Genomic DNA, 23708 nt, shown 5'->3' with positions numbered 1-23708 from the left:
ATTACAGCAGTTTTAAATAGTTGTAGTGTTTGGTATATTTGTAAAAAGTCTTTTTATGGCTAAAAACACATCAATATCTTTAGGCGATTATTTTGAGAAATATATAAATAAGCAGGTAAATTCCGGAAAATTTTCATCTGCCAGCGAAGTAATTAAAGCTGCACTAAGGCTATTCGAGTTTGAAGAAAGTAAAAAAGCACAATTAATAAAGGAATTGAAAAAGGGGGAAAGGTCTGGATTTGTTTCCGGATTTAACCGGGAAGATTTTTTGAATGAATTACACCAAAAACATTCAATTGAGAAATGAATTATAACATTAGTAAGGAAGCTTCGCTCGATTTGGAAGAGATTTGGCTTTATACTTTTGAACATTGGTTAATTGAACAGGCAGATAGATATTACAATCAATTGCTAAACGAAATCGAATACATTTCAAAAAACCCAAAATCGGGTAAGGATTACAGCAATATCAGAAAAGGATATCTTCGTACAAAAGTAAATTCACACTTGATTTTTTACCAGATAAATGAATCGGAAAAACTTGTTGAAATTATCAGAGTGCTGCATCAAAGCATGGATATTCAAAGCAAATTAGGTGAATAGATTTTTTTTAAACAATTTTAATTCTTACTATTTCTGTAACCAACCATCAAAAAAATGATGCGATAATAAACCACAGCTAATGCCCCCACTCATCTTTGATGCCCATCTCGACCTCAGCATGAATGCCATGGAATGGAACCGCGACCTGACGCGGTCATTACCGGAAATCCGTGAAAGGGAAAGGGGATTAACCGATAAGCCAGACCGTGAAAACGGAACGGTTTGCTTTCCGGAAATGCAAAAAGGAAATATTGGCATTTGTGTGGCAACGCAGATTTCACGATTCGTAAAACCAACTTCAAAACTACCCGGTTGGCATTCGCAGCAGCAGGCATGGGCGCAAACACAAGGGCAGCTTGCGTGGTATAAAACGATGGAAGATGCCGGCGAAATGTTGCAAATAACCGACGCTGAATCTTTGAAAAATCATGTTGAGAAGTGCTTGTCTAAAAATGAAGAAAAGTTGCCAATCGGATATATTCTTAGTCTCGAAGGCGCAGATTCGATTATCAACTTTCACTACCTTGAAAAAGCGTATCAAAGCGGCCTTCGCGCTATTGGCCCTGCGCATTATGGCCCCGGCATTTATGCTTACGGAACAGATTCCGAAGGTGGAATTGGAAATAAAGGAAGAGAATTATTAAAAGAAATGGAACGGCTAAATATCATTTTAGACGCCACGCATTTATGTGATCAAAGTTTTTGGGAAGCGCTGGATCATTTCAATGGCCACGTTTGGGCAAGCCACAATAATTGCCGTGCATTAGTTCCGCACAATCGCCAGTTTTCTGACGAACAAATAAAAGTTTTGATTGAGCGCGGGGCGGTTATTGGCGGCGCCTTTGATGCGTGGATGTTGAAACCTGGCTGGATAAGAGGAACATCCAAACCAGGGGCAGAAAACGTTTATATCTCAACCGTTATTGACCATATTGATCATATTTGTCAACTTGCCGGCAACTCTTTGCACTCAGGAATCGGAACTGATTTGGATGGCGCATTTGGAACTGAGCAATGCCCTGCTGATTTGAACAGCATTGCGGATTTGCAAAAAATTCCTTCAATACTGAAAGAACGTGGATATTCTGATGAAGATGTGGAAAATATCATGTGGAAAAACTGGGTTCGCTTTTTGGAAAAGGCGTGGGAGTAAAGCAAGTTTTATTGTAATTTTTTATTTTTCATTTATTCTGTGCATTGAATCTTTCAATGCCGGATATAGGGTTTTAAACACCGCATAATTTGCTTCATGCCTTTTGTGGTTCTTAAAATCCGGTTTTACGATTTGGCTAACCGCCGGCTTTAAGGAAGAATAGCTTTTAATCATTTTCATTGTTTTCATACTGAGCAATGCTGCGCCAACTGCTGATGAATCCTGTGTTTCGATGACATAAAGCTTTTTTCCCGTGATATCTGACAGGATTTGCATCCATACCTTGGAGCGGATTAATCCACCACTAACGATGAGCTTATCAATTTTTTGTGTTGACTTTTCTACTATTTGTACTACCTCGTTCATAGAGTAACAAATTCCTTCCAGCGTAGCACGTAAGAAATAATCCTGTGTATGCGATGGTTGTATTCCCATAAAAACACCGCTGGCCCTGCCATCCCAAACCGGTGCCCGTTCTCCATACAAATAGGGCAAGAACAACAAACCTTTGCTGCCTGCGTCAACGGCATCTATTCGTTTAAAAAGTTGGTCGTAATCTTCATCCGATGGTTTTTCTATTTTTAAAAAAGAACCCAATAACCATTGCACTATATTGCCCCCATTATTTACCGGCCCGCCGCAGATGAAGGTTTTATCATCCAGCAAATAATTGAAAGTCATTTCTGCATAATTATAAACCGGTTTCGGATTTGCAATTCTGACTGCACCGCTGGTGCCGATAGTCAGTGCCGCTGAACCTTTTTCCATAGCATAACTTCCCAGGTTGGCGAGGCAACCATCGCTTGCCCCGATGCAAAAAGAAGTTTCCGAAGAAATAGAAAGTGTATTTACAATTGAATCTTCCGCATTTTTCCTGATAAAATTTGTAGGTTTCGGGTCAGACAGGTGCGCTGTAGTTATTCCACATAATTTTAAAGAGGCCTTATTCCATCGCAATTTTTTTATGTCAAATAAACCGGTTGCCGAAGCGATGGAATAGTCTATCTCGTAAACCCCAAACAATCTAAACCAAATGTATTCTTTTATCGAAATAAATTTATATGTCTTTTTAAATATCGCAGGTTCGTTTTTTCGAAGCCATATGATTTTGCACAACGGAGTCATCGGGTGAATCGGCGTGCCTGTGGCTCTATAGATGCTTTTTGCCTCTTTTGATTTCCTGATTTGTTCTGCTATTTTTTCACTTCGTGTATCTGCCCAGGTTATCAGATTAGAAACCGGCCTGTTTTCTTCGTTTACTGCTATTAAACCATGCATGGCACTGCTGAAACTGATAGAAACCGGTGGATATTTTATCTTTTCAATTAATTGTACTACACAATTTTTAAACGCTTCCCATATCATTTCAGGGTCCTGTTCCGAATATCCGGGACTGAGGTTTTTGGAAGAATAGTATACCTGCGAATTTGCCACCATTGCTCCTGTTAGATTCATTCCAATTGCTTTGGTGCTTCCGGTGCCAATGTCTATTCCAATAAAATATTTTTCAGGCGTTCGATTCATTTGGAAAAAAATATCACCAAAATTATTCCATTATGAATAAAGAAAGGGCTTAATATTGGGGAATAGCCAAATGTAGAAAAATCGATTGTGAAAGTTTTCAAAAGGATGCTTATCTCATTTGCAAATTGCTACATAAAATCTTCCATTTCATGAAAACCTTTGGAATGAAGGTAAAATAGAACGTGTATGTGTTTTAAAAAAATAATACAATAATTCAATAATACTAATTAATATCCCCGTTCGTTTTTGCCTTCCATATAATTAAGAAAAGCTGTATTTACCACGCGGTTTCCGCCGGGCGTAGGGTAATTGCCCGTAAAATACCAATCGCCGGTGTTGGTTGGGCAACATTCATGTAAATCTTCTATCGTCTGGTAAATCACTTCTACAGGAATATCTATTTCAGGCGGTGTGATTAGCTCAGCAATTTTGTTATCAAGTTCGCTTAAGGTGAATGGCTTATAAACTTCGCGAACAATGTTTTGACTATTTAGTTGATTGGTTCGTTTTAATTCTTTACATTTTTCAAAAACACATTGCAGCATTGGCTCCATATTTCTCTCTTTAATGAGAGCTATAGCCGCTTTGAAAGCAACAAATTCGCCCAACTTGCTCATGTCAATTCCATAGCAATCAGGATATCTTATTTGAGGCGCTGAAGAAACTACAATTATCTTTTTAGGGTGAAGGCGGGCAAGCATCCTTATAATACTTTCGCGAAGTGTTGTGCCTCTTACAATAGAGTCATCAATTACCACTAAAGTATCAATGCCTTTCCTGACAGTGCCATAAGTGATGTCGTACACATGCTGCACCATCTCGTTGCGGCTGTTATCTTCTGTAATAAAAGTCCGGAGCTTTACATCTTTGATAGCAATTTTTTCCATCCTCACTTTCCGGTTAACCATCTCCGTTAGCTTCTCTGCATCATAATCTTTACCCCAGCTTAAAATTCTTTCTATTTTAATTTTATTCAGATAATCCTGCGCGCCTTTTATCATTCCATAAAAGGCGATTTCAGCCGTATTGGGAATAAAGGAAAAGATAGTATTCTTCAAATCATAATCCACAGCTTTCAACACCCTTTCACTCAGATGATGCCCCAATGCAATTCTTTCCCGATAAATTTTTTCATCGCTTCCCCTTGAGAAATAAATTCGTTCAAAACTGCAAGCCTTCCTTTCTTTCGGCTCAAGAATTTGCTCAATTGAATATTCACCATTAGGCTGGCTGATGAGTGCATTTCCAGGCATTAATTCTTTTACTTCATTTTCACCAACGTTAAAGGCTGTGCGGATGGCGGCTCTTTCGCTTGCAGCTACTATTACTTCATCATCTACATAGTAATAACACGGACGAATGCCATGTGCATCCCTTACAACAAACCCAATCCCTTCGCCGGTGAGTCCGCCGAAAGTGAAGCCGCCGTCAAAATACGGAACTGATTTTTTCAACACCGAAGCTATGTCCACATGTTCAGGAGAGGCCTCGTCAGCTTTTATTAAAAAATGCTGCACCAGGTCAATCATAGCAGCCAGGTCGCTACCCTTGTCTTCCTCTGCCCTGGGGCTATTTATGAGTGAAAAAAGTTCCTGTTTATTTATCAGGTTAAAATTTCCTGCCATCGCAATGTTGCGCGCCGGAATGGTATCTCTTTTAATATAAGGATGGCAATATTCTACGCCATTTTTTCCCTGGGTACCATAGCGTAGATGACCCAATAATAATTCACCTAAAAAGTCAATATGGCCCTTCATAAGCCCCGGGTGCTGCTCAATATCCGGATGGTATTTTTTAATTTCATTCACCTGGTTGCCAATCTGTGAAAAGAGATGGGCAATCGCCTGGTTTTCATTTGTTCGTATGCGGTTCAAAAAGGGATAACCTGGTTCAGTATTCAATTTCACAGAAGCAATTCCGGCGCCATCCTGGCCGCGATTGTGCTGTTTTTCCATTAACAGGTAGAGCTTGTTGAGGCCGTAAAGGACCGTTCCATAATTTTGCCGGAAATAGGAAAAAGGCTTTCGCAGCCGTATAAAAGCAAGGCCGCATTCGTGTTGTATTTCGTCGCTCATATTGGAAAAACGCAAAATTAAGACTTATCTACTTGCTGAGCTTACTAAATAATTATATTATTCTGTTATAGTTTATTCCTTGTGAAAAATTGATATGAAAGAAAAAACGGATTTAAAATACCAATGCATTTATAACCAGATGAAAAACAAAGTAAAAGGGAACCAACTTAAAATTATTTTTCTGTTACAATAAGTTTTTTTAATTTAATTTTATATTTTGTACCAAAAATCTAATCATGGCAAGACCCGTCCGCAACAATGAAATTGCTGGAAAGCTTAAAACCCTCAAAGAACAGTTAGTTGAGTACAAGGAGGAGTTAAAAACAGTTCATCCTACTTTTAAAATATCTAAAAATGGGAAGCGCTTAACTAATATTGAAGCCACCATTGCAAAATTAGAAAAAGAAATAGACACGCTTAAAAAGCGGAAAGACACGCTTTAGGACAATAATTCTGTCTAACAGAGCCAGTAATTTTTTAAAATGCATTTCTCCGGCGCGAGAGGTGCATTTTTATTTTGCTGTGTTGTAAATCAATTTCTGTTTTTCAATTGCCCAAATCATCTATTGTCTATCTCAGACCTTTCAATTAGTTTACCTTTGCAAAAAATTAATAATTGCCTTTTATAATAGGCAGCTTTTATCAGTGAAATATGAATACAGAAAATCTTTCTGAACAACAAATTATACGGAGAGAAAAATTAAAAGAACTTACAAAACTGGGAATCAATCCATTTCCGGCTGAATTATACCCCGTAAACACCACAGCCGCGTATATAAAGAACAATTTTAAAGGCGAAGAAAATCAACAGGAGTTTGCTGACGTTTGTGTAGCTGGCCGCATACTCGGTATCCGCGATATGGGAAAAGCTTCCTTTGCCGTGCTTCAGGATGGATCCGGCAAAATTCAATTGTATGTTCGCAGAGATGATGTTGCAAAAGGAGATGACAAAACTTTGTACAATGTTGTTTGGAAAAAACTGCTGGATATTGGCGACATCATCGGCGTAAAAGGATACGTTTTCATTACCAAAACCGGCGAAATTTCTATTCACGTTAATGAATTTACTATTTTATCTAAATCCCTGAGGCCGCTGCCAGTTGTAAAAGAAAAGGACGGTGAAACTTTTGATGAAGTCACCGACCCGGAATTCCGGTATCGCCAGCGGTATGCCGACCTGATAGTGAATCCCCATGTAAAAGAAATTTTTATTAAGCGAACAAAAATGGTGAATGCGATGCGTGCCTTTTTAAATGAAAAGGGCGCTCTTGAAGTGGATACCCCGGTTTTGCAGAGTATCCCCGGCGGCGCTGCTGCCAGGCCTTTTAAAACACATCACAACGCCCTGGATATCCCGTTTTATTTGAGGATTGCGAACGAATTGTACCTGAAAAGATTGATTGTTGGTGGTTTTGAATGGGTATACGAGTTTAGCCGTAATTTCAGAAATGAAGGAATGGACAGAACCCATAATCCTGAATTTACCATACTAGAATTTTATGTGGCCTACAAAGATTATCTGTGGATGATGGAAACGACTGAACAACTATTGGAAAATGCTGCTTTGACCGTAAACGGCTCCACTAAAGTAATGAGTGGCAATATTGAAATCGATTTGAAAGCGCCCTTCAAAAGGATTACCATGTACGATGCCATAAAAGAATACACTGGCGTTGATATCAGCAATAAAGATGAGGATGAAATCAGGCAGGTTTGCCGGCAGTTGGGCATACATGCAGATACAACCATGGGTAAGGGAAAACTGATTGATGAAATTTTTTCTGAAAAATGTGAGGCCCATTTTGTGCAGCCCACTTTTATCATTGATTATCCCGTAGAAATGAGCCCGCTTACTAAAAAACACCGAAGCAAGGCCGGGCTTGTAGAGCGTTTTGAGCTAATTATCAATGGAAAAGAAATTGCAAACGCTTATAGCGAGCTTAATGATCCCCTGGAACAAAAAGACCGTTTTGAAGAGCAGGCGCGACTAATGGAACGCGGAGATGATGAAGCGATGTATATTGACCAGGACTTTTTAAGAGCGCTTGAATATGGGATGCCCCCTACAAGTGGTATCGGTTTCGGCATTGACCGGCTTGTAATGTTGCTTACTAATCAGCCCTCTATACAGGATGTATTATTATTTCCGCAAATGCGTCCGGAAAAGATATTTGCAGAAGAAATTATGCACGAGCCAAAGGAAAATTCCAAATAAGTATTTCAAAAGTATTTCCCGGCATTGGTTTTTTTATTAATTTACAAAAAACTAACTGTATGTGGAAGCTACTTACAACCTACTTTAGCTTTACCAAAAAAGAACGCAGGGGAATCATCTTCGTTACCATTGCTGTAATATTGGTTGCTCTTGCGCCACAGTTCTTTTATCTTTTTGTGAAGGATGAAGCCGTAAATGCAAACCAGTTTTCAATGGAAATTGCTGCTTTGGAAGCAAAAGTATCTCAGAGAAAAAATTATCCAGGGAAAAGCTACGATAATCAAAATACCTTCAGGCGGCTTTATGCAAGTGAAACGGCTGTAGCCAAAGAGCGCTTTTATTTTGACCCAAATACTGCTTCTGAAAATGACTGGTTAAGGCTGGGCATTAAAAAGAAAACCGCGCAAACAATTCAAAAGTACTTGGCAAAAGGCGGCAGATTTTATAAACCTGCCGACCTTCAAAAGATATACGGGATGAGCGAAAAAGATGCGCAGGAATTAATGCCTTATATATCTATTGCGGCGATAAAAAAAGATTATCCAAGCCTGCAAGACAAGCCTGCTCAGTCACCAACCTATCCGAAAAAAAATTCCATTTTGCCGGTAGATATTAACATTGCCGATACTACAGCTTTTATTGCCCTGCCCGGAATTGGCAGCAAGCTTTCAAAAAGAATTGTAGGGTTTAGGGAAAAACTCGGTGGTTTTTATGCAATTGATCAAATAAGTGAAACTTATAACCTTCCTGATTCTACGTTTCAGAAAATCAAGCCTTACCTTGTCCTGAACAGTAAAGCAATAAAAAAGATTAATATTAATTCTGCCACGCTTGACCAAATGAAAGCTCATCCCTATATCAATTATTCAATCGCAAACTCAATTATTACCTACCGTCAGCAGCACGGTAACTATACTGACATACTCGAGCTGAAAAAGTTAATGCTGGTTTCTGATGAATTTTATTCCAGGGCTTCACCCTACCTTTCGGTCGAATAAACAGAGCACCGTTATTTTAGAATAATTTATCCGCCCACAGTAAAACGATAAATAAGCCTGTTTTTTCTTTTTTATATTAAACGATATTTAATGCAGCCTTTAAAAAGCACATTTGAAAAAAATATCGCAGCGCCCAGAATTATTTTATTCGTTCTACCTTGCAGCTTAGAAAAAGAGGTTTACCTATGGATTTTGCAATAAATGAATTGACTTTGCAGGTGGCAGAAACCGCAAAAAAATTTGCCGAGCAATATATAAGGCCGCATGTAATGGAGTGGGATGAAACGCAGGAATTCCCTGCTTATATTTTACGGGAATTAGGCACACTCGGCCTCATGGGCATTTTGGTCCCTGCGCGGTATGGCGGAAGCGGCCTCAGCTATTTTGAATACAGCGCAGCCATCCAGGAAATTGCGAAAGTTTGTGGTTCAATCGGCCTTTCTTATGCTGCGCACAATTCTCTGTGCACAGGCCACATATTATCTTTTGGAAATGAAGAACAAAAAAATAAATATCTGCCAAAACTTTGCTCTGCAGAATACATTGGAGCCTGGGGCTTAACTGAGCCTAACACGGGCAGCGATGCAGGCAATATGCGGTGCATTGCCCAAAAAGATGGGGAAGACTGGTTGATAAACGGGACCAAAAACTGGATAACACATGGCAAAAGCGGCGATGTGGCAGTTGTGATTTGCAGAACGGGAGAGCCTCATACGCGTGATAATTCTACCTCTTTTATCGTAGAACGAGGCACTAAAGGATTCAAAGGTGGAAAAAAGGAAAACAAGCTCGGAATGCGCGCCAGTGAAACCGCGGAAATGATTTTTGATAATTGCCGCATACCTGATTCTGCCAGGATGGGCGACGTGGGCGACGGTTTTAAGCAGGCAATGAAAGTGCTTGATGGCGGCAGGATTTCAATAGCTGCTTTGGGTTTGGGAATTGCAAAAGGCGCCTATCTGGCATCATTGCAATATTCAAAAGAGAGGCACCAGTTTGGAAAACCTATATCTGATTTCCAGGCTATCTCTTTCAAATTAGCAGATATGGCAACGGAAATAAAAGCCGCTGAGCTATTAATTGACCAGGCCTGCGACCTAAAAGCAAAACACCAAAACGTGACTAAGGAAGCAGCAATGGCTAAATATTACGCAAGCGAAATTGCCGTAAAAATTGCAACTGACGCCGTACAAATCTTTGGGGGATATGGTTACACAAAAGATTACCCGGTTGAAAAATTTTACCGGGATAGTAAATTATGTACTATCGGCGAGGGAACAAGTGAGATTCAAAAAATTGTAATTGCAAGGGAAGTGCTTAAATAACACAACCTGGTAGTTAAAAAAGTCATTGAAGATTCTTCTTCGCAAAATCTTCAATGTTTTCTTCGTTGGCGCCTGGTATAAATTCTGAAATTTTTTCTTTCAGGTCATTGTTATTATCGATTGGATCAGCAACGTTCGATTGTACATCTTCCGGCGAAGTTCCGGTTCCCGAAGGTGTGGTCCCGGATTGAAAAAGATTGTCTATAGCTCCGCCCACCATAGGAAATTTTTCTTTAAGGTAATCGGCAATAGTTCTTAATATTTTGCTGGATTCTTCTTCGGAGAGACCATGAGCGCTTTTTAGTTTTTGAATTAACTGGTCCATGATGTAATCGTTTTTATAAGGTTGTTCTAATTGTTACACAAAATAAACCATTTGTTTTGTTCCGTTAAAAAATTTTCAGGATTCTATTTTTTCAATGCGCCGGAAAAATAAAGCACTACAATAGCGATTCTCGTATTACTTTCGCAATTTTAAAAATCTGTAAATCCCCACTAATGAAACAAAGATTAATAAGATGGGCCTTTTTGCCTTTATCCATTTTGATATTAATGGCTGATACCAATGATTGCCAGGCGCAGGATGAATCAATTAAAGACCTGCAATCTCAATCTTCAAAAGGAATTAAAAAAGGAAAAATTGACAGCAGCAAAACATGGAATACCGGTGGCCAGTTCGATCTAAATCTCGCCCAGGGAAGCCAAAGCAACTGGGCAGCCGGTGGTGATGATTTTTCATTTTCAATTAATTCTTATTTCGGCCTTTATGCCTTTTATAAGAAGGAAAGATATAGTTGGGATAATACAATGGATCTGAATTATGGATTAGTAAATACCACCAGCCTTGGCACCCGTAAAAATGATGACCGGATAGATTTGCTTTCGAAAGTGGGCTATGAAATTGCTCCAAAATTAAGCTTGTCTGCCCTGCTTAATTTTCATTCCCAATTTTCACGCGGCTATGGCTACAATAGTAACGGTTCAAAAGAGCTGCTATCGGATTTTATGGCTCCGGGCTATCTGCTGTTAAGCGTTGGTTTGGATTATAAGCCTGTGTCCGGCCTTTCTATCTTTGTTTCACCCCTTACTTCACGATGGACTTTTGTACGAAACGACAGCCTTTCTGCGAAGGGCGCGTATGGCGTGGTTCCCGGAGAAAAAAGCAAGAATGAAATCGGCGCTTTTGTAAGCGTGAATTATTTAAAAGATATTACTAAAACTATCAGCTACAAGGGAAGACTTGATTTGTTTTCAAATTATGAACACAATCCTCAGAATGTGGATGTTTTGATGAATAATATGTTTACAGCTAAAGTCTCAAAAGTGCTGACTGCCAGCTTAGGCCTGGATTTAATTTATGACGACGATGTCAAATTATTTGGGCCAAACCACGATTCTCCGGGCCTGCAGCTAAAATCGTTAATTGCGGCTGGGTTAAGTGTGAGATTTTAAAGGTTATAGTAAACAAATAAATAAGCCTGTTTTTTATTTTACCTGATTAGTACGAGGCCAGAATTTTAAGCACAAAAAAAGGAAGAAAAAATCTTCCTTTTTTATAAAATTAAATCGCTTTGCTTTTATTCAAATTGTTTTGAAATACCCTTCGCCAATTCTATCATCTTCTTTACGCCTTCTTCAGGAAGGTTTCCTTTTTTAAATTCAGCCAATACTTCCGGCAATTTATTTTCCATTTCAAGCAGGAATTGTTCTTCAAAATCCTGTACCTTGGAAATAGCTACGTTGCTTATCAAGCCATTTGTACCGAGATAAATAATTGCTACCTGCTTTTCAACCGCATAGGGAGTAAACTGAGGCTGTTTTAATATTTCCACATTTCTGGCTCCCTTGTCCAATACAGATTTGGTAGCCGCATCCAGGTCGCCTCCAAATTTGGAAAAGGCTTCCATTTCGCGATAAAGGGCCTGGTCAAGCTTTAAAGTTCCTGCTACTTTTTTCATGGACTTAATCTGGGCGTTACCACCTACGCGGCTTACAGAAATGCCCACGTTAATCGCAGGGCGAATACCCGCATTAAACAGGTTGCCCTCAAGGAATATCTGCCCATCGGTAATAGAAATTACATTCGTCGGGATATAGGCGGAAACGTCGCCAGCCTGTGTTTCAATAATTGGCAACGCGGTCAATGATCCTCCACCTTTTACCAGGTGCCTGATATTTTCAGGAAGGTCATTCATCTTTTGCGCAATTTCATCTTTGGACACAATTTTTGCGGCTCTTTCCAGCAAGCGGCTGTGCAGATAAAACACATCGCCAGGGTAAGCTTCACGTCCCGGAGGTCTTTTCAATAAAAGCGAAACTTCACGATAGGCAACGGCCTGCTTACTTAAATCATCAAAAATGATTAGCGCGCTGCGGCCGGTGTCCCTGAAAAATTCCCCAATCGCTGCCCCCGCAAATGGAGCGTAAAACTGCAAAGGAGCCGGCTCAGAAGCTGAAGCAGCTACAATAGTAGTATATTCCATTGCGCCATTATCCTGCAGCACTTTCATCACGTTGGCAATCGTTGAGGCTTTTTGGCCAATTGCCACATAGATACAATAAACCGGCTTTCCGGCCTGGAAAAATTCTTTTTGATTAATTATGGTGTCAATGCAAATGGCGCTTTTACCTGTTTGACGGTCGCCGATTACCAATTCGCGTTGGCCGCGACCTATAGGAATCATTGCATCAATGGCTTTAATCCCGGTCTGAAGAGGTTGTTTTACCGGCTCACGGAAAATAACGCCCGGCGCTTTGCGCTCAAGTGGCATTTCAAACAACTCACCGGTGATTGGGCCTCTGCCGTCAATTGGCTCACCCAACGTATTAATAACCCTTCCTGCAAGACCATCGCCTACTTTAATGGAAGCGATTCTGCCTGTGCGTTTCACAGTATCTCCTTCTTTGATATTTCCACTTTCCCCCATGAGAACCACACCCACATTATCTTCTTCAAGGTTAAGCGCAATGGCTTTCACACCATTTTGAAATTCAACCAGTTCGCCTGAGCTTACATTATTCAATCCGTAAATACGGGCAATACCATCGCCCACCTGCAACACGGTGCCTATTTCTTCTAAATTTGCTTCTACATCCAGGTTGCTTAGTTGGCTTTTGAGAATCGCCGAAATTTCATCGGGTTTTATGTCAACCATATATTTATTTTTTTAAGGCTGCAAAGGTATGCAAAGCAAATTCAATTTCAAAAGTAAAAAACAGCAAAATTAGGCACCCATAACTGATTTTGGCATTCAGTTGTGAAGAAGAAAATCAAATGAAAATCAGGAACCATAATTATTAAGAAATGAAGTCTTTTATCACCTGCGCCTCATTATGTTCTTCATCTTTTGCTCCATACAAAAGAGTGACTTTCCCTTTTTTAATGTAATCCATTAACCTATCAAGTGCTTCTTTATTTTGTTTTAACTCGATGCGGTATTTTTTTTGAAATTCTTTCCACTTTTCGGGGTCGTGGCCAAACCATTTTCTCAATTCCGTAGATGGGGCAATTTCTTTTAACCACAGGTCCAATGCGGCTTTTTCTTTGGTAAAACCACGCGGCCAAAGCCGGTCTACCAATATACGGTATCCATCTTCTTTTGAATAGGGCTCGTAAATTCGTTTAAGTTGAATGTTCATATTTTCCTAATTGAAATATCGTAAAACTACGACAGAGGCCGTAAATTCAGTATTGCAAAAAATGGTCATTATTGCTCTTGTACAGCAATCGGTTGCATTTTATCTTTGCATTCAGAAGTTGATTGATGTTCAACAACATTAATCGAAAATCCAAATCCATTGAAAATACTTATTCCTCTAATCCGGGAAAAACCATGAATCCGATATCAGTCAACTTCTTTTTTCAAAATTCAGATCCTAAGAAAGATAATTATTCCAATGAAAACCGGCCTTAATCCAGCCAAACGTATCCTGAAAAACCAATAACCTTTAGAAATAAAGTATTAAAGCTTCCGCTCCAGAAAAGCGGAAGTTTTTGTTTATGCTAATGGCACGAGGCAGTAAAGCAAGTTATAATTCAATTTTTTATTTTATAGTTCCTTAATCTGCCTGATCATTTGATTGGTAAATCCCCATTCATTATCGTACCATGCCATCACTTTACATAAATCCCCATCCACCACGCGTGTCATTTCAGCATCCACTATAGAAGCAAATGAGCTCTGAATAATATCTGAAGAAACGAGTGGCGCGTCTGAAACGGATATTACTTCTTTATACCTGTCTGTGGCGGCTTCTTCTTTTAAAATGTTATTAATTTCCTCCACCGTGGTAGGCCGGTCTGCAACAAAAGTAATATCAGAAATAGAACCGACGACTACGGGCGTTCTCACGGCAACGCCATCAAACTTTCCCTGGTATTGAGGCAAAGCTTTTGTTGTGGCAATTGCCGCACCGGTGGTAGCAGGCACGAGGTTCATTGCGGCCGCGCGGCCCATTCTTAATTTCTTCTTTGAAGGGCCATCTACAATACCCTGCGAAGCGGTATAAGCATGCGTAGTATTTAAGATTGCTTTTTTGATTCCGATTCTTCTGCCAAGAATTTCGATTATGGGGCTTATGTTGTTGGTAGTGCAACTTGCGCATGAAAAAATGGCCACTTTACCATCTTCTGTATTGACTCCGTGAACAATTGTGGGCGTATCCACACTTTTAGTAGGGCCCGAGATCACCACGTGCCTTGCTCCGGCAAATAAATGCTTTTCTGCGTCTTCGCGATTGGTAAAAAGGCCTGTACTTTCAATAACTACATCTACTCCCAAATCTTTCCAGGGCAATTGAGAAGGATCTTTGACAGATAAATAGGAAATCGTTTTATCGCCGACTTTTAATTTATCTGCTTCAAAGCTTACTTCTTTATCATAGTGGCGGTACGCACTGTCATATTGCAACAAGTAGGAAGCATTTTCGAGCGTCATTAAATCATTTATCGCGATTACCTCCATATCCGGAGTGTCCATTATCACTTTAAGGGCGGCACGGCCTATCCGGCCAAACCCGTTAATTGCTATTTTTTTCATTGATTAAAAATTATCTATTTTATATATATCAGATTTAAGCGGTCTGTTTGGATTTTTTCGATTCGATCGCTTTTAATAAAGTTTCGTAAGATGTATTAAATTTCTGAATGCCTTCCTCTTCCAGTTTTTGAGTTACTTCATCAATATCAATGTCGTTTTCTTTTAATTTTTGAAGCACCATTTTTGAATGCATCAAATTATTTTCCAGGTGATCCTGCACTTTGCCGTGATCGCGGAAATCATCAATGGTTTCGAGCGGTAAGGTATTAATTGTGTTAGGGCCGATAAGCGCTTCCACATACTTTACATCACTGAATGAAGGGTCCTTAGTGCTGGTGCTGGCCCACAAAACTTTCTGTTTTTTGGCGCCCAGTTTTTCAAGCTTTTTAAATCTTTCTCCAAAAAAAACATCTTTATATTTTTCATAGGCAACTTTAGCAGAAGCAATAGCTACTTCGCCCACCAGATCATCTAATTTTTTTTGTTTCAAAACCGGGTCAAGCATTACATCAATCCTGCTGAGAAAGAAACTGGCTACGGATTCTATATGGTCGATTGACTGGTTGTTTTTCAGACGGTCTTCAAGGCCAGACAGGTAAGCCTCAGTTACTTCCAGATAGCGGGGAATGCCAAATAATAAAGTAATATTAATATTGATGCCTTCACTGATGCATTGCCGGATGGCAGCCAATCCTTCTTTGGTGCCCGGAATTTTTATCATCACATTTTTCCGGTCAACAGTTTTCCATAATTCTCTTGCCTGCTTTACGGTGCCTTCTGTATCATTTGCTAAAAGCGGCGACACTTCAATGCTCACAAATCCATCGGTGCCTTTCGCTTCATCAAACACCGGCTTTAATATATCCGCAGCGCGGCGGATATCTTCGGTAGCAAAGCCAAAGAAAATTTCTTCATTGCTCTTATCCTGTTGTGATAATTTTTTGATGTCCTCATCATAATCTGAGCTTCCCTTAATTGCTTTTTCAAAAATCGACGGATTGCTGGTAATTCCGGACAGCCCGTCTTCATCAATAAGTTTCTGAAGTTTGCCACTGTTCATCAGTTCGCGGTCAAAAAAATCAAGCCAGATACTCTGACCGTGCTCGTGAATATTTTTTACACTGTTCATTTCAATAATTTTTTATTTTCGGATGCCCTTAAAGCCTCAAACTATATGCCACCATTGTTCTTAATCATTTCAAAAGTGAAGTGCAGACAAGAGTGATTTTGTATTTACATTTGCCTGTATGTCCATTGTAATATCACACCTTACAAAAATATATGGTACGCAAAAAGCTGTGGATGATATTTCGTTTGCTGCGGCTGATAATGAAATAGTTGGTTTTTTAGGACCCAATGGTGCCGGTAAGTCGACTACGATGAAAATTATAACCGGGTATCTTGCTGCTAACAGTGGCGAAGCATTAGTAAATGGCATTAACGTGAATGATGCACCGGTAGCGGCGAAAAGCCAAATTGGCTATTTGCCTGAAGGCAATCCGCTTTATTATGAAATGTATATCCGCGAATACCTGAATTTTGCAGGCGCAATTCATAATGTAGCAAACGGATTAAAAAAAAGGATTGAAGAAGTGATTGGCATTACGGGGCTTCAACCGGAAAGTAACAAAAAGACAGGCCAGCTCAGCAAAGGGTACAAACAAAGAGTAGGGCTTGCCGCGGCGCTTTTGCATGACCCAAAAGTGCTGATATTGGATGAGCCCACCACGGGCCTCGACCCGAATCAAATCGTCGGCATCCGGCAGTTAATTAAAGATTTAGGCAAAAATAAAACCGTGCTTTTTTCGTCGCACATTCTTCAGGAAGTGGAAAGCGTTTGCGACCGGATAATTATCATAAATAAAGGAAAAATAGTAGCAGATGACACATTGGCAAATCTTCAATCTGCCAATAAGGGTTCCTATACCATTTTTGTTGAATTTGGCAAAAAATCAGATGCCGCAATTTTAAAAAACATAGATACGGTAGAAAAAGTAGAGGAAAATGGAAATCAATACCGCCTGCAAACACCGGATCCTGAAAAAGTAAAAAAATTGCTTCTTGAATTCAGCCTTCATAATGGATTAGATATTCTTTCTTTAAAAACCCAGAGCAAAAGCCTTGAGGAAGTGTTCAGGAATTTAACTACATAATTGGCTCATACGATGTCAAATTTTCATATATTTCTTTATAGATTTGACATAAAATGAAAAAATCATTTTTGCTTTTCCTATTATCTTTTTTTCTGTCAACTGCTCTTTTAGCTCAAAAAATAATGGGAAACTGGGAAGGCAATATTGAAATAAACGGCAACAAACTTCCTATCGTTTTTCATTTTACCAAAAACGACGCCGGCAAGATTGACGGTAAATGGGATAGCCCCAAACAGAGCGCCATGGGCCTGCCTTTCAGCAGTATCAATAATGATGAAGACAGTTTACACCTCGAAATAAAAATGATTTCCGGATCTTATGTGGGAAAATTTATTGGTAATGATTCAATCACCGGCACATGGAAACAAAATGACGTACAGTTGCCTTTGAATTTCTCCAGGGCCACAGTAAACAGTGAATCCCAGGCAAATATTGCACCTCTTCATCCGGGAGAAAAAGAAATTGCAATCACGTCTGCAGCCGGAAGTAAATTATACGGAACCCTATTATCAAAAAATAATGAGCAGCCGCTCGTAATTATATTTGCCGGCTCGGGTCCTACCGATAGAGATGGTAATAGCTCAATCGGAATTGCTACCAATGAATATCAAATGCTTGCCTACAGTCTGGATTCACAAAACGTAGCCTCATTCCGTTTTGATAAAAGAGGTGTAGGCAAAAGCATTCCCGCCAATTTTTCTGAAAGCGGGCTCGTATTTGATGACTATGTAAAAGATGCTGAAAAAATTTTTGATTATTTACACGATACCCTCGGTTTTAAAAATATTTTTTTTGCAGGCCACAGTGAAGGTTCATTAATTGCGATGCTGGCGGCGCAAAAAAAGAAAGTGAGTGGTTATATTTCGATAGCCGGCGCGGGAAGGCCTATTGATGAAATTTTGGAAGAACAATTGCAAAAAGCGCCGTGGCCCGATTCAGTAAAAGAACAAATAGCCCCGATTTTTAATCAGTTGAAAAAAGGAAATAGAGTAAGCAACATTCCTGAGCCGCTTCAAATGTTATTCAGAAAATCGATTCAACCTTACATGATTTCGTGGTTGAAATATGCTCCTGCCGCAGAAATTAAAAAACTCAAATGCCCCATCATGATTTTGCAGGGAACTTGCGATATCCAGGTAAAAGTGAAAGACGCTCAAAACCTTCATGAAGCCAATAAAAAAAGCATTCTTAAAATTATTCCCGGCATGTCGCATACATTAAAAAATGCAGGTGCTGATTGTGTGGATGAACAAAAAACTTATACGGATGGTTCAATGCCCGTGGACAGCATGATGGTGAAAGATATTATTGAATTTATTAAAGCCTCAAAATAAAAATCGCAATATTTATTGCTTTACTACGATTTCTTTTCAGCAAAAAGCTTTTGAATGTCCGTTTCAAGCCGCGCCAGTTCGGTTGGTTTTAGCCCGTCGTAAATACCACGCACTCTTTTCTGCTTATCTACCAAAGCAATAAACTGCGTATGGATAAAAGCTTCGTCAATATTGACGCTGCTGTTATTCGGATTGTCAAGCAGGTAACTTTGCCGCGCCATCTTATAAAGAGAATCTTTGTCGCCGGTTACAAAATACCATTTAGCCGGGTTACTATGATCATTAGGAAGCATTTTTTCTTCATATGCTTTCAGCAATGGAACGGAGTCGGTTTCGGGCATTGAACTGTGAGAAAGTACTGCAAAATCCTTGTGCTCTTTAAATTTATCATAAACACCTTTTAAATTGAAGTTCATTTTTGGGCAGATGCCTTTACAGGTAGTGAAAAAATAATTGGTTACATAAATATCGCCATCCACGGTTTTGCCAGTCACGGTTTGGCCGTTTTGATCCGTAAATGAAAAATCCTGTACATAGCTCATCACCGGAAGCTTCACATCAAAAAATCCTTTTGTAAATGACAATGAAACATAAAAACCGGTGAGCAACAACACCGCAAATATTGAATAGGTAAGTATCTTCTTTTTCATAGCGCAAAGGTAAAGAATCTGCATTGGCGCAATGGTCAAGATTCGTAGAATGACTTATAAGTGACTTATACATTTTTCCGTACAACTCCATTTTCATTAATTTTACAAACTCAATACTTTATTTATGGATAAAAATTTATATGATTTTGGAATGATTGGCCTTGGCACTATGGGAAGCAATTTGTTGCTCAACATGGCTGACCATGGTTTTTCTGTAATCGGCTATGATAAAAACGCGGAAAAGACAAAAGCTTTTGAAAAATCAGCTACAGAAGGAACCACAGTTAAGGGTGTAAATACGCTGGAAGAAATGATTTCACAACTGAAGACACCGCGAAAAATAATGATGCTGGTTCCTGCAGGCAAACCGGTTGACAGCGTAATCAGTGAATTAAAACCCTTATTACAAAAAGGAGATATCGTAATTGACGGGGGGAATTCTCATTACACAGATACATTGATAAGAATAAAAGAGCTGGAGAAATCCGGTTTTCATTTTATGGGAATTGGCATTTCAGGCGGTGAAGAAGGCGCGCGTAAAGGACCGAGCATAATGCCGGGAGGCGATAAGGAAGCTTATAAAGAAGTAGCGCCCATACTGGAAGCCGTAGCTGCAAAGGTTAATGGGGAGCCCTGTGTAGGCTACCTGGGCCGTGATGCTGCCGGGCATTACGTAAAAATGGTGCATAACGGTATCGAATATGCGATAATGCAGCTCATCAGCGAGTGTTATGATTTGATGCATCATGGACTTAAACTAACCAACGATGAGCTGCACGGTGTATTTGCCGATTGGGACCAGGGTGAATTAAAATCATTTCTTCTGGAAATAACTGCAGAAATTTTTCAGAAAAAAGAAGAAAAATTAGAAACTTACCTGGTGGATAAGATTTTAGACAAAGCAGGCGCCAAAGGCACCGGCAAGTGGACTTCGCAGGAAGGGCTTAATCTGCCAATGCCAATACCAACAATCGATTCAGCCGTGATGATGCGTAATCTTTCTTCGCTTATCGATGAAAGAAAAGAAGCCTCCAAAATTTATAATACAAACCCTGAAGAAATAGCAACAAATAAAAAAGAATTCATCAGCCAGTTGAAGGACGCCTTTTATTTTGCTTCCATCATCAGCTATGCGCAAGGGCTGGCTATGCTAACGGTGGCCTCATCAGAATTAAACATGGATATTCCTTTACCCGAAGTAGTGAGCGTATGGCGCGGCGGATGTATTATCCGTTCGGCAATGTTGGATGAGTTTAAAAAATCTTATCAAAATAAAGATCTGAAGAATTTGTTGCTGGATGAACCGATTGCAAAAAAATTGACGGATAAAGAAAAATCCTTGCAAAATGTCGTTTCTCTGGCGGCGTTGAATGGCTATCCTGCCGCAGGTTTGATGGCTTCACTGAACTATTTTAATGCCTACAGAAGAAATCTCTTACCTACTAATCTTATACAGGCGCAGCGCGATTTTTTTGGCGCCCATACTTACCAGCGTGTTGATAAGGAAGGTATTTTTCATACCATTTGGGAGGAGGTAGTTGAAAGTTAAAAGTTGAAAGTTGAAAGTGGCAGATCTTTACAGTAAAGCAAAAAAATAAATCCAAAAATTATTTTCTTCAGAATTAAAGTTTAAATAACAAAGCGAATGTTAGACTATAAAAAATTATCACCTACGGTATTATTCATCTTTGGCGGCAGTGGCGATCTTAATTACCGGAAGCTCAATCCTGCCTTATATAACCTCTTTTTGGATAATGCAATGCCTGATCATTTCAGCATTGTTGGTATCGGAAGGTCAGAGTTTTCAGATGCTGATTACAAAAAAAAATTAAAAGAAGGTATTGATCAATTTTCAAGAATAAAAGATTCGAATGGCGCATGGAAAGAGTTTTCCAAACATCTCAGCTATCTGAAAATGGATGCTACCAATCCGGAAGAATATAAAAGGCTTTCCAAAATTGCGAAGGAAAAGGAAGATGAAGCTGGCGATCATCCGAACGTAATATTCTATATGGCAGTGGCGCCCCAACTGGTGCCGGCAATTGTAAAAAATATTGCCACAATGAAAGAATGCCAGGAAAGAAAATATACCCGCATCGTGGTGGAAAAGCCTTTCGGACACGATCTCAAAAGTGCGAAAGATATGAACCAGATGCTACTCGAACATTTTGAGGAAGAGCAGGTTTACCGCATCGACCATTATCTTGGAAAAGAAACGGTTCAAAATATTCTGGCGCTTCGTTTTGCCAACGCTTTATTTGAGCCGTTATGGAACAGACATTACATAGATCATGTTCAAATCACCGCATCTGAGACAGTTGGCGTGGAAGGCCGCGGAGGATATTATGAAACTTCCGGTGCCTTGCGCGATATGATTCAAAATCATATTTTGCAGTTGGTGTGCATGATAGCCATGGAGCCGCCCGTTTCGTTCAATGCCAATGAAATCAGGAATAAAAAAGTAGATGTGCTCAACGCCATTCGGCGCATTGCCAAAGACCAGGTGCAGGAATATGCGGCGCGCGGTCAATATGGTTCCGGCTGGATGCAGGGCGAAAAAGTTCCCGGTTACCGCGAAGAAAAAGGAACGGATCCAAAATCGGCAACGGAAACCTTCGCTGCGGTAAAATTTTATATTGATAACTGGCGGTGGGAGGGCGTTCCATTTTATGTGCGCACCGGCAAGCGGCTTCATGAAAAATCTACTGAATTAACTATCCAGTTCAAACCGGCTCCTGATTTTGCCTTCCCCAAAGAAGCTACGGAAACATGGCGGCCAAACCGCCTGTCAGTAGGTATTTCTCCTGAAATGGACATCTGCCTCTCCTTCCAGGCAAAGAGGCCCGGGCAGGCTATGGTATTGAATCCGGTAAATATGATTTTTAATTATGAAGATACTTACAAAGGTGAGGAGCCGGAAGCTTACGAAACGCTTTTGTATGATGTAATGGACGGCGACCCTACTTTGTTTATGCGTGCAGACCAGGTGGAAGCCGCCTGGGAAGTGGTAATGCCAATACTGGAAGTATGGGGCAAACGCAAGCCTTTAAATTTTCCAAATTATTCGCCAGACTCGTGGGGGCCTGAAGATGCCGAAGCGCTCATCGCAAGGGACGGCCATAATTGGATTTCACAACCCACAAAACAAAAAGAAAAATGAAACTGCATGTTTTCGACAATCCTGAAATCCTGAGTGAAAATCTTGCGGAATGGATTTGTTCACTGGTTGAAAAAACATTGAAGCAACAACAGTCTTTTTCGCTCGTACTTTCAGGCGGTAGTACGCCAAAAATTCTTTACGAAAAACTGGCTTCAGAAAAATATAAGGGCCGCATAGAATGGGAGCGTGTGCGTATCTTTTGGGGCGATGAAAGAGTAGTGCCTTTTACCGACAACCGCAACAATGCAAGAATGGCATTTGATACTTTGCTGAATAAAGTAAATGTGCCGGCGTCCCAGGTTCATATTATGCGAACAGACATTGAGCCTAATTTTTCAGTGGCAGAGTACAGAAAAATGCTTCACGCTTATTTTGACAGCACCCACCATAGTTTTGACCTGGTGTTATTAGGTATGGGTGATGATGGCCATACGTTGTCACTTTTTCCGGGTTCTCCAATTATAGACGATAACTATCATTGGGTAAACTCGGTATTTAATGAGCAGCAGGAAATGTACCGTATCACGCTAATGCCGGCACTGGTGAATAAAGCAAAAAAAATTGTGTTTATGGTCGATGGCGAAAAGAAAGCGCAAGTGCTGGAAAAAGTTTTGGAAGGGCCACACCAGCCCGAAAAGTTACCCGCTCAACTGATTCAGCCTGCTTCGGGCGAATTACATTGGTTCCTTGATAAAGCGGCGGCAAAAAGCCTTCAAAATACCGGGAAATAATCCATGGTTAAGCAGTTGCTAAGATTTTCAGCGCTGGTAATTCATTGAATGAATTACCGAGATAATCTTTAACTTTGCTCCCTTAAAATAAGCTGTTATGATTAAGACCGGAAATACAGTTGTGAGTATTTACACCGAAATGACTCCCAATCCTGAAACAATGAAGTTTGTAGCCAATAAACTATTGTATCCGGGAAAAAGTGTTGATTTTAAAAATGAAGAAAGTGCTTCTGCTTCCCCGCTGGCGATGCAATTGTTTACCTTCCCGTTCATTAAATCGGTTTTTATCGCAAGCAATTTCGTAACGCTTACGAAAACTGACGATACAGAAGATTGGCAGGATGTAATTCCTTCAGTGAAACAGTTTTTGAAAGAATATCTTGAAGAAGGAAATCAAATTATCAACGAGGAAGAGCTGGCAGCGCGCAAAACTGAGAGCACCAATGAAATTCACATACATGATGGGGATGTGGTGAAAAGAATTAAAGAATTATTGGAAAATTATGTAAAACCCGCAGTAGAAATGGACGGCGGCGCCATCCAGTATTTAAGCTATGAAAATGGCACTGTCAACCTGATGATGCAGGGAAGCTGCAGCGGTTGCCCATCGTCAATGATTACGCTGAAAGCCGGAATAGAAGGAATGATGAAAAGAATGATTCCTGAAGTGAAGGAAGTGGTGGCTACATCGCGCTAAAATATTTTTTAAATAATAACATGGAAGGCATCTTGAAAAAGATGCTTTTTT

At 39.9% G+C, this 23708-nt stretch carries 22 protein-coding genes; 14 read left to right on the top strand and 8 right to left on the bottom strand.

The window, feature by feature from the left end:
* The first annotated feature begins 55 nt into the window (after positions 1-55).
* The 3 genes from EFY79_RS03965 to EFY79_RS03955 all read left to right on the top strand — a co-directional run bounded on the left by EFY79_RS03965 (position 56) and on the right by EFY79_RS03955 (position 1756).
* A complete protein-coding gene (locus tag EFY79_RS03965) occupies positions 56-307 on the top strand; it encodes a type II toxin-antitoxin system ParD family antitoxin (RefSeq protein ID WP_123119389.1) in 252 nt (83 codons plus the stop codon).
* Positions 304-603 carry a type II toxin-antitoxin system RelE/ParE family toxin gene (locus tag EFY79_RS03960; RefSeq protein ID WP_123119388.1) on the top strand — a complete coding sequence of 100 codons (300 nt, stop codon included), beginning with the start codon at positions 304-306 and terminating at the stop codon, positions 601-603. The genes EFY79_RS03965 and EFY79_RS03960 overlap by 4 nt, the downstream gene beginning before the upstream one ends.
* Positions 604-682: 79 nt before the next feature.
* Positions 683-1756 carry a dipeptidase gene (locus EFY79_RS03955; protein WP_123119387.1) on the top strand — a complete coding sequence of 358 codons (1074 nt, stop codon included), beginning with the start codon at positions 683-685 and terminating at the stop codon, positions 1754-1756.
* Between the two features lie 21 nt (positions 1757-1777).
* Here the strand turns inward: EFY79_RS03955 and EFY79_RS03950 are convergent, their stop codons facing one another.
* Both EFY79_RS03950 and EFY79_RS03945 read right to left on the bottom strand, forming a co-directional pair.
* The gene (locus EFY79_RS03950; protein ID WP_123119386.1) at positions 1778-3280 is read right to left on the bottom strand and encodes a gluconokinase; all 1503 of its coding nucleotides are present in this window, start codon (positions 3278-3280) and stop codon (positions 1778-1780) included.
* A 227-nt stretch (positions 3281-3507) separates the two neighbouring features.
* Positions 3508-5355, bottom strand: coding sequence for an amidophosphoribosyltransferase (locus EFY79_RS03945; protein ID WP_123119385.1), 1848 nt, complete (start codon positions 5353-5355; stop codon positions 3508-3510).
* 236 nt (positions 5356-5591) lie between these two features.
* Between EFY79_RS03945 and EFY79_RS03940 the strand changes: the two genes are divergently transcribed.
* The 4 genes from EFY79_RS03940 (at position 5592) to EFY79_RS03925 (ending at position 9893) form a co-directional block, all read left to right on the top strand.
* Complete coding sequence (locus EFY79_RS03940; protein WP_123119384.1) at positions 5592-5798, top strand: hypothetical protein; 207 nt, start codon at positions 5592-5594, stop codon at positions 5796-5798.
* Positions 5799-6007: 209 nt separating this feature from the next.
* Positions 6008-7570: a lysine--tRNA ligase gene (gene lysS / locus EFY79_RS03935; protein WP_123119383.1), complete on the top strand. Its 1563-nt coding sequence runs from the start codon at positions 6008-6010 to the stop codon at positions 7568-7570.
* 59 nt (positions 7571-7629) lie between these two features.
* Positions 7630-8568, top strand: a complete 939-nt coding sequence (locus EFY79_RS03930; RefSeq protein WP_123119382.1) for a ComEA family DNA-binding protein — start codon at positions 7630-7632, stop codon at positions 8566-8568.
* A 185-nt stretch (positions 8569-8753) separates the two neighbouring features.
* On the top strand, positions 8754-9893 hold the full coding sequence (locus EFY79_RS03925; RefSeq protein WP_123119381.1) for an acyl-CoA dehydrogenase family protein: 1140 nt from the start codon (positions 8754-8756) through the stop codon (positions 9891-9893).
* Between the two features lie 22 nt (positions 9894-9915).
* On the opposite strand, the gene EFY79_RS03920 is transcribed toward EFY79_RS03925, so the two are convergent.
* Positions 9916-10218 (bottom strand): hypothetical protein, encoded by a 303-nt coding sequence (locus tag EFY79_RS03920; RefSeq protein WP_123119380.1) that lies wholly within the window; start codon positions 10216-10218, stop codon positions 9916-9918.
* A 173-nt stretch (positions 10219-10391) separates the two neighbouring features.
* Between EFY79_RS03920 and EFY79_RS03915 the strand changes: the two genes are divergently transcribed.
* Positions 10392-11345: a DUF3078 domain-containing protein gene (locus EFY79_RS03915; protein WP_233577915.1), complete on the top strand. Its 954-nt coding sequence runs from the start codon at positions 10392-10394 to the stop codon at positions 11343-11345.
* A gap of 125 nt (positions 11346-11470) precedes the next feature.
* On the opposite strand, the gene atpA is transcribed toward EFY79_RS03915, so the two are convergent.
* The 4 genes from atpA to tal form a co-directional block, all read right to left on the bottom strand.
* Positions 11471-13048 carry a F0F1 ATP synthase subunit alpha gene (atpA, locus tag EFY79_RS03910; protein WP_123119379.1) on the bottom strand — a complete coding sequence of 526 codons (1578 nt, stop codon included), beginning with the start codon at positions 13046-13048 and terminating at the stop codon, positions 11471-11473.
* A 142-nt stretch (positions 13049-13190) separates the two neighbouring features.
* A complete protein-coding gene (locus tag EFY79_RS03905) occupies positions 13191-13532 on the bottom strand; it encodes a DUF488 domain-containing protein (RefSeq protein WP_123119378.1) in 342 nt (113 codons plus the stop codon).
* Between the two features lie 410 nt (positions 13533-13942).
* On the bottom strand, positions 13943-14932 hold the full coding sequence (locus tag EFY79_RS03900; protein ID WP_123119377.1) for a type I glyceraldehyde-3-phosphate dehydrogenase: 990 nt from the start codon (positions 14930-14932) through the stop codon (positions 13943-13945).
* Positions 14933-14966: 34 nt separating this feature from the next.
* Complete coding sequence (gene tal, locus EFY79_RS03895) at positions 14967-16061, bottom strand: transaldolase (protein ID WP_123119376.1); 1095 nt, start codon at positions 16059-16061, stop codon at positions 14967-14969.
* A gap of 118 nt (positions 16062-16179) precedes the next feature.
* On the opposite strand from tal, the gene gldA reads away from it, so the two are divergent.
* Both gldA and EFY79_RS03885 read left to right on the top strand, forming a co-directional pair.
* Positions 16180-17085: a gliding motility-associated ABC transporter ATP-binding subunit GldA gene (gldA, locus tag EFY79_RS03890; protein WP_123119375.1), complete on the top strand. Its 906-nt coding sequence runs from the start codon at positions 16180-16182 to the stop codon at positions 17083-17085.
* 122 nt (positions 17086-17207) lie between these two features.
* A complete protein-coding gene (locus EFY79_RS03885) occupies positions 17208-18419 on the top strand; it encodes an alpha/beta hydrolase (RefSeq protein WP_158605141.1) in 1212 nt (403 codons plus the stop codon).
* Positions 18420-18442: 23 nt separating this feature from the next.
* Here EFY79_RS03885 and EFY79_RS03880 read toward each other — a convergent pair whose 3' ends face one another.
* Entirely contained in the window at positions 18443-19069 is a 627-nt protein-coding gene (locus EFY79_RS03880) for an SCO family protein (RefSeq protein ID WP_123119373.1), read from the bottom strand.
* Positions 19070-19193: 124 nt separating this feature from the next.
* Between EFY79_RS03880 and gndA the strand changes: the two genes are divergently transcribed.
* The 4 genes from gndA (at position 19194) to EFY79_RS03860 (ending at position 23657) form a co-directional block, all read left to right on the top strand.
* On the top strand, positions 19194-20618 hold the full coding sequence (gene gndA, locus EFY79_RS03875) for an NADP-dependent phosphogluconate dehydrogenase (protein ID WP_123119372.1): 1425 nt from the start codon (positions 19194-19196) through the stop codon (positions 20616-20618).
* Between the two features lie 96 nt (positions 20619-20714).
* Positions 20715-22229 carry a glucose-6-phosphate dehydrogenase gene (gene zwf / locus EFY79_RS03870; RefSeq protein ID WP_123119371.1) on the top strand — a complete coding sequence of 505 codons (1515 nt, stop codon included), beginning with the start codon at positions 20715-20717 and terminating at the stop codon, positions 22227-22229.
* Entirely contained in the window at positions 22226-22960 is a 735-nt protein-coding gene (gene pgl, locus EFY79_RS03865; protein WP_123119370.1) for a 6-phosphogluconolactonase, read from the top strand. The genes zwf and pgl overlap by 4 nt, the downstream gene beginning before the upstream one ends.
* A 97-nt stretch (positions 22961-23057) precedes the next feature.
* A complete protein-coding gene (locus tag EFY79_RS03860) occupies positions 23058-23657 on the top strand; it encodes a NifU family protein (protein ID WP_123119369.1) in 600 nt (199 codons plus the stop codon).
* The last annotated feature ends 51 nt before the right edge of the window (positions 23658-23708 follow it).

Source organism: Hanamia caeni (assembly GCF_003721595.1).
GTDB classification, from domain to species: domain Bacteria; phylum Bacteroidota; class Bacteroidia; order Chitinophagales; family Chitinophagaceae; genus Ginsengibacter; species Ginsengibacter caeni.
Note: the sequence above shows the minus strand (reverse complement) of the source record. Positions and strands in the feature narration are given on the sequence as shown.

Excerpts from the sequence above, each read along its gene's own strand:
- EFY79_RS03965 (WP_123119389.1), top strand. The coding sequence starts at position 56 with ATGGCTAAAAACACATCAATATCTTTAGGCGATTATTTTGAGAAATAT.
- EFY79_RS03960 (WP_123119388.1), top strand. The coding sequence starts at position 304 with ATGAATTATAACATTAGTAAGGAAGCTTCGCTCGATTTGGAAGAGATT.
- EFY79_RS03955 (WP_123119387.1), top strand. The coding sequence starts at position 683 with ATGCCCCCACTCATCTTTGATGCCCATCTCGACCTCAGCATGAATGCC.
- EFY79_RS03950 (WP_123119386.1), bottom strand. The coding sequence starts at position 3,280 with ATGAATCGAACGCCTGAAAAATATTTTATTGGAATAGACATTGGCACC.
- EFY79_RS03945 (WP_123119385.1), bottom strand. The coding sequence starts at position 5,355 with ATGAGCGACGAAATACAACACGAATGCGGCCTTGCTTTTATACGGCTG.
- EFY79_RS03940 (WP_123119384.1), top strand. The coding sequence starts at position 5,592 with ATGGCAAGACCCGTCCGCAACAATGAAATTGCTGGAAAGCTTAAAACC.
- lysS (WP_123119383.1), top strand. The coding sequence starts at position 6,008 with ATGAATACAGAAAATCTTTCTGAACAACAAATTATACGGAGAGAAAAA.
- EFY79_RS03930 (WP_123119382.1), top strand. The coding sequence starts at position 7,630 with ATGTGGAAGCTACTTACAACCTACTTTAGCTTTACCAAAAAAGAACGC.
- EFY79_RS03925 (WP_123119381.1), top strand. The coding sequence starts at position 8,754 with ATGGATTTTGCAATAAATGAATTGACTTTGCAGGTGGCAGAAACCGCA.
- EFY79_RS03920 (WP_123119380.1), bottom strand. The coding sequence starts at position 10,218 with ATGGACCAGTTAATTCAAAAACTAAAAAGCGCTCATGGTCTCTCCGAA.
- EFY79_RS03915 (WP_233577915.1), top strand. The coding sequence starts at position 10,392 with ATGAAACAAAGATTAATAAGATGGGCCTTTTTGCCTTTATCCATTTTG.
- atpA (WP_123119379.1), bottom strand. The coding sequence starts at position 13,048 with ATGGTTGACATAAAACCCGATGAAATTTCGGCGATTCTCAAAAGCCAA.
- EFY79_RS03905 (WP_123119378.1), bottom strand. The coding sequence starts at position 13,532 with ATGAACATTCAACTTAAACGAATTTACGAGCCCTATTCAAAAGAAGAT.
- EFY79_RS03900 (WP_123119377.1), bottom strand. The coding sequence starts at position 14,932 with ATGAAAAAAATAGCAATTAACGGGTTTGGCCGGATAGGCCGTGCCGCC.
- tal (WP_123119376.1), bottom strand. The coding sequence starts at position 16,061 with ATGAACAGTGTAAAAAATATTCACGAGCACGGTCAGAGTATCTGGCTT.
- gldA (WP_123119375.1), top strand. The coding sequence starts at position 16,180 with ATGTCCATTGTAATATCACACCTTACAAAAATATATGGTACGCAAAAA.
- EFY79_RS03885 (WP_158605141.1), top strand. The coding sequence starts at position 17,208 with ATGGGAAACTGGGAAGGCAATATTGAAATAAACGGCAACAAACTTCCT.
- EFY79_RS03880 (WP_123119373.1), bottom strand. The coding sequence starts at position 19,069 with ATGAAAAAGAAGATACTTACCTATTCAATATTTGCGGTGTTGTTGCTC.
- gndA (WP_123119372.1), top strand. The coding sequence starts at position 19,194 with ATGGATAAAAATTTATATGATTTTGGAATGATTGGCCTTGGCACTATG.
- zwf (WP_123119371.1), top strand. The coding sequence starts at position 20,715 with ATGTTAGACTATAAAAAATTATCACCTACGGTATTATTCATCTTTGGC.
- pgl (WP_123119370.1), top strand. The coding sequence starts at position 22,226 with ATGAAACTGCATGTTTTCGACAATCCTGAAATCCTGAGTGAAAATCTT.
- EFY79_RS03860 (WP_123119369.1), top strand. The coding sequence starts at position 23,058 with ATGATTAAGACCGGAAATACAGTTGTGAGTATTTACACCGAAATGACT.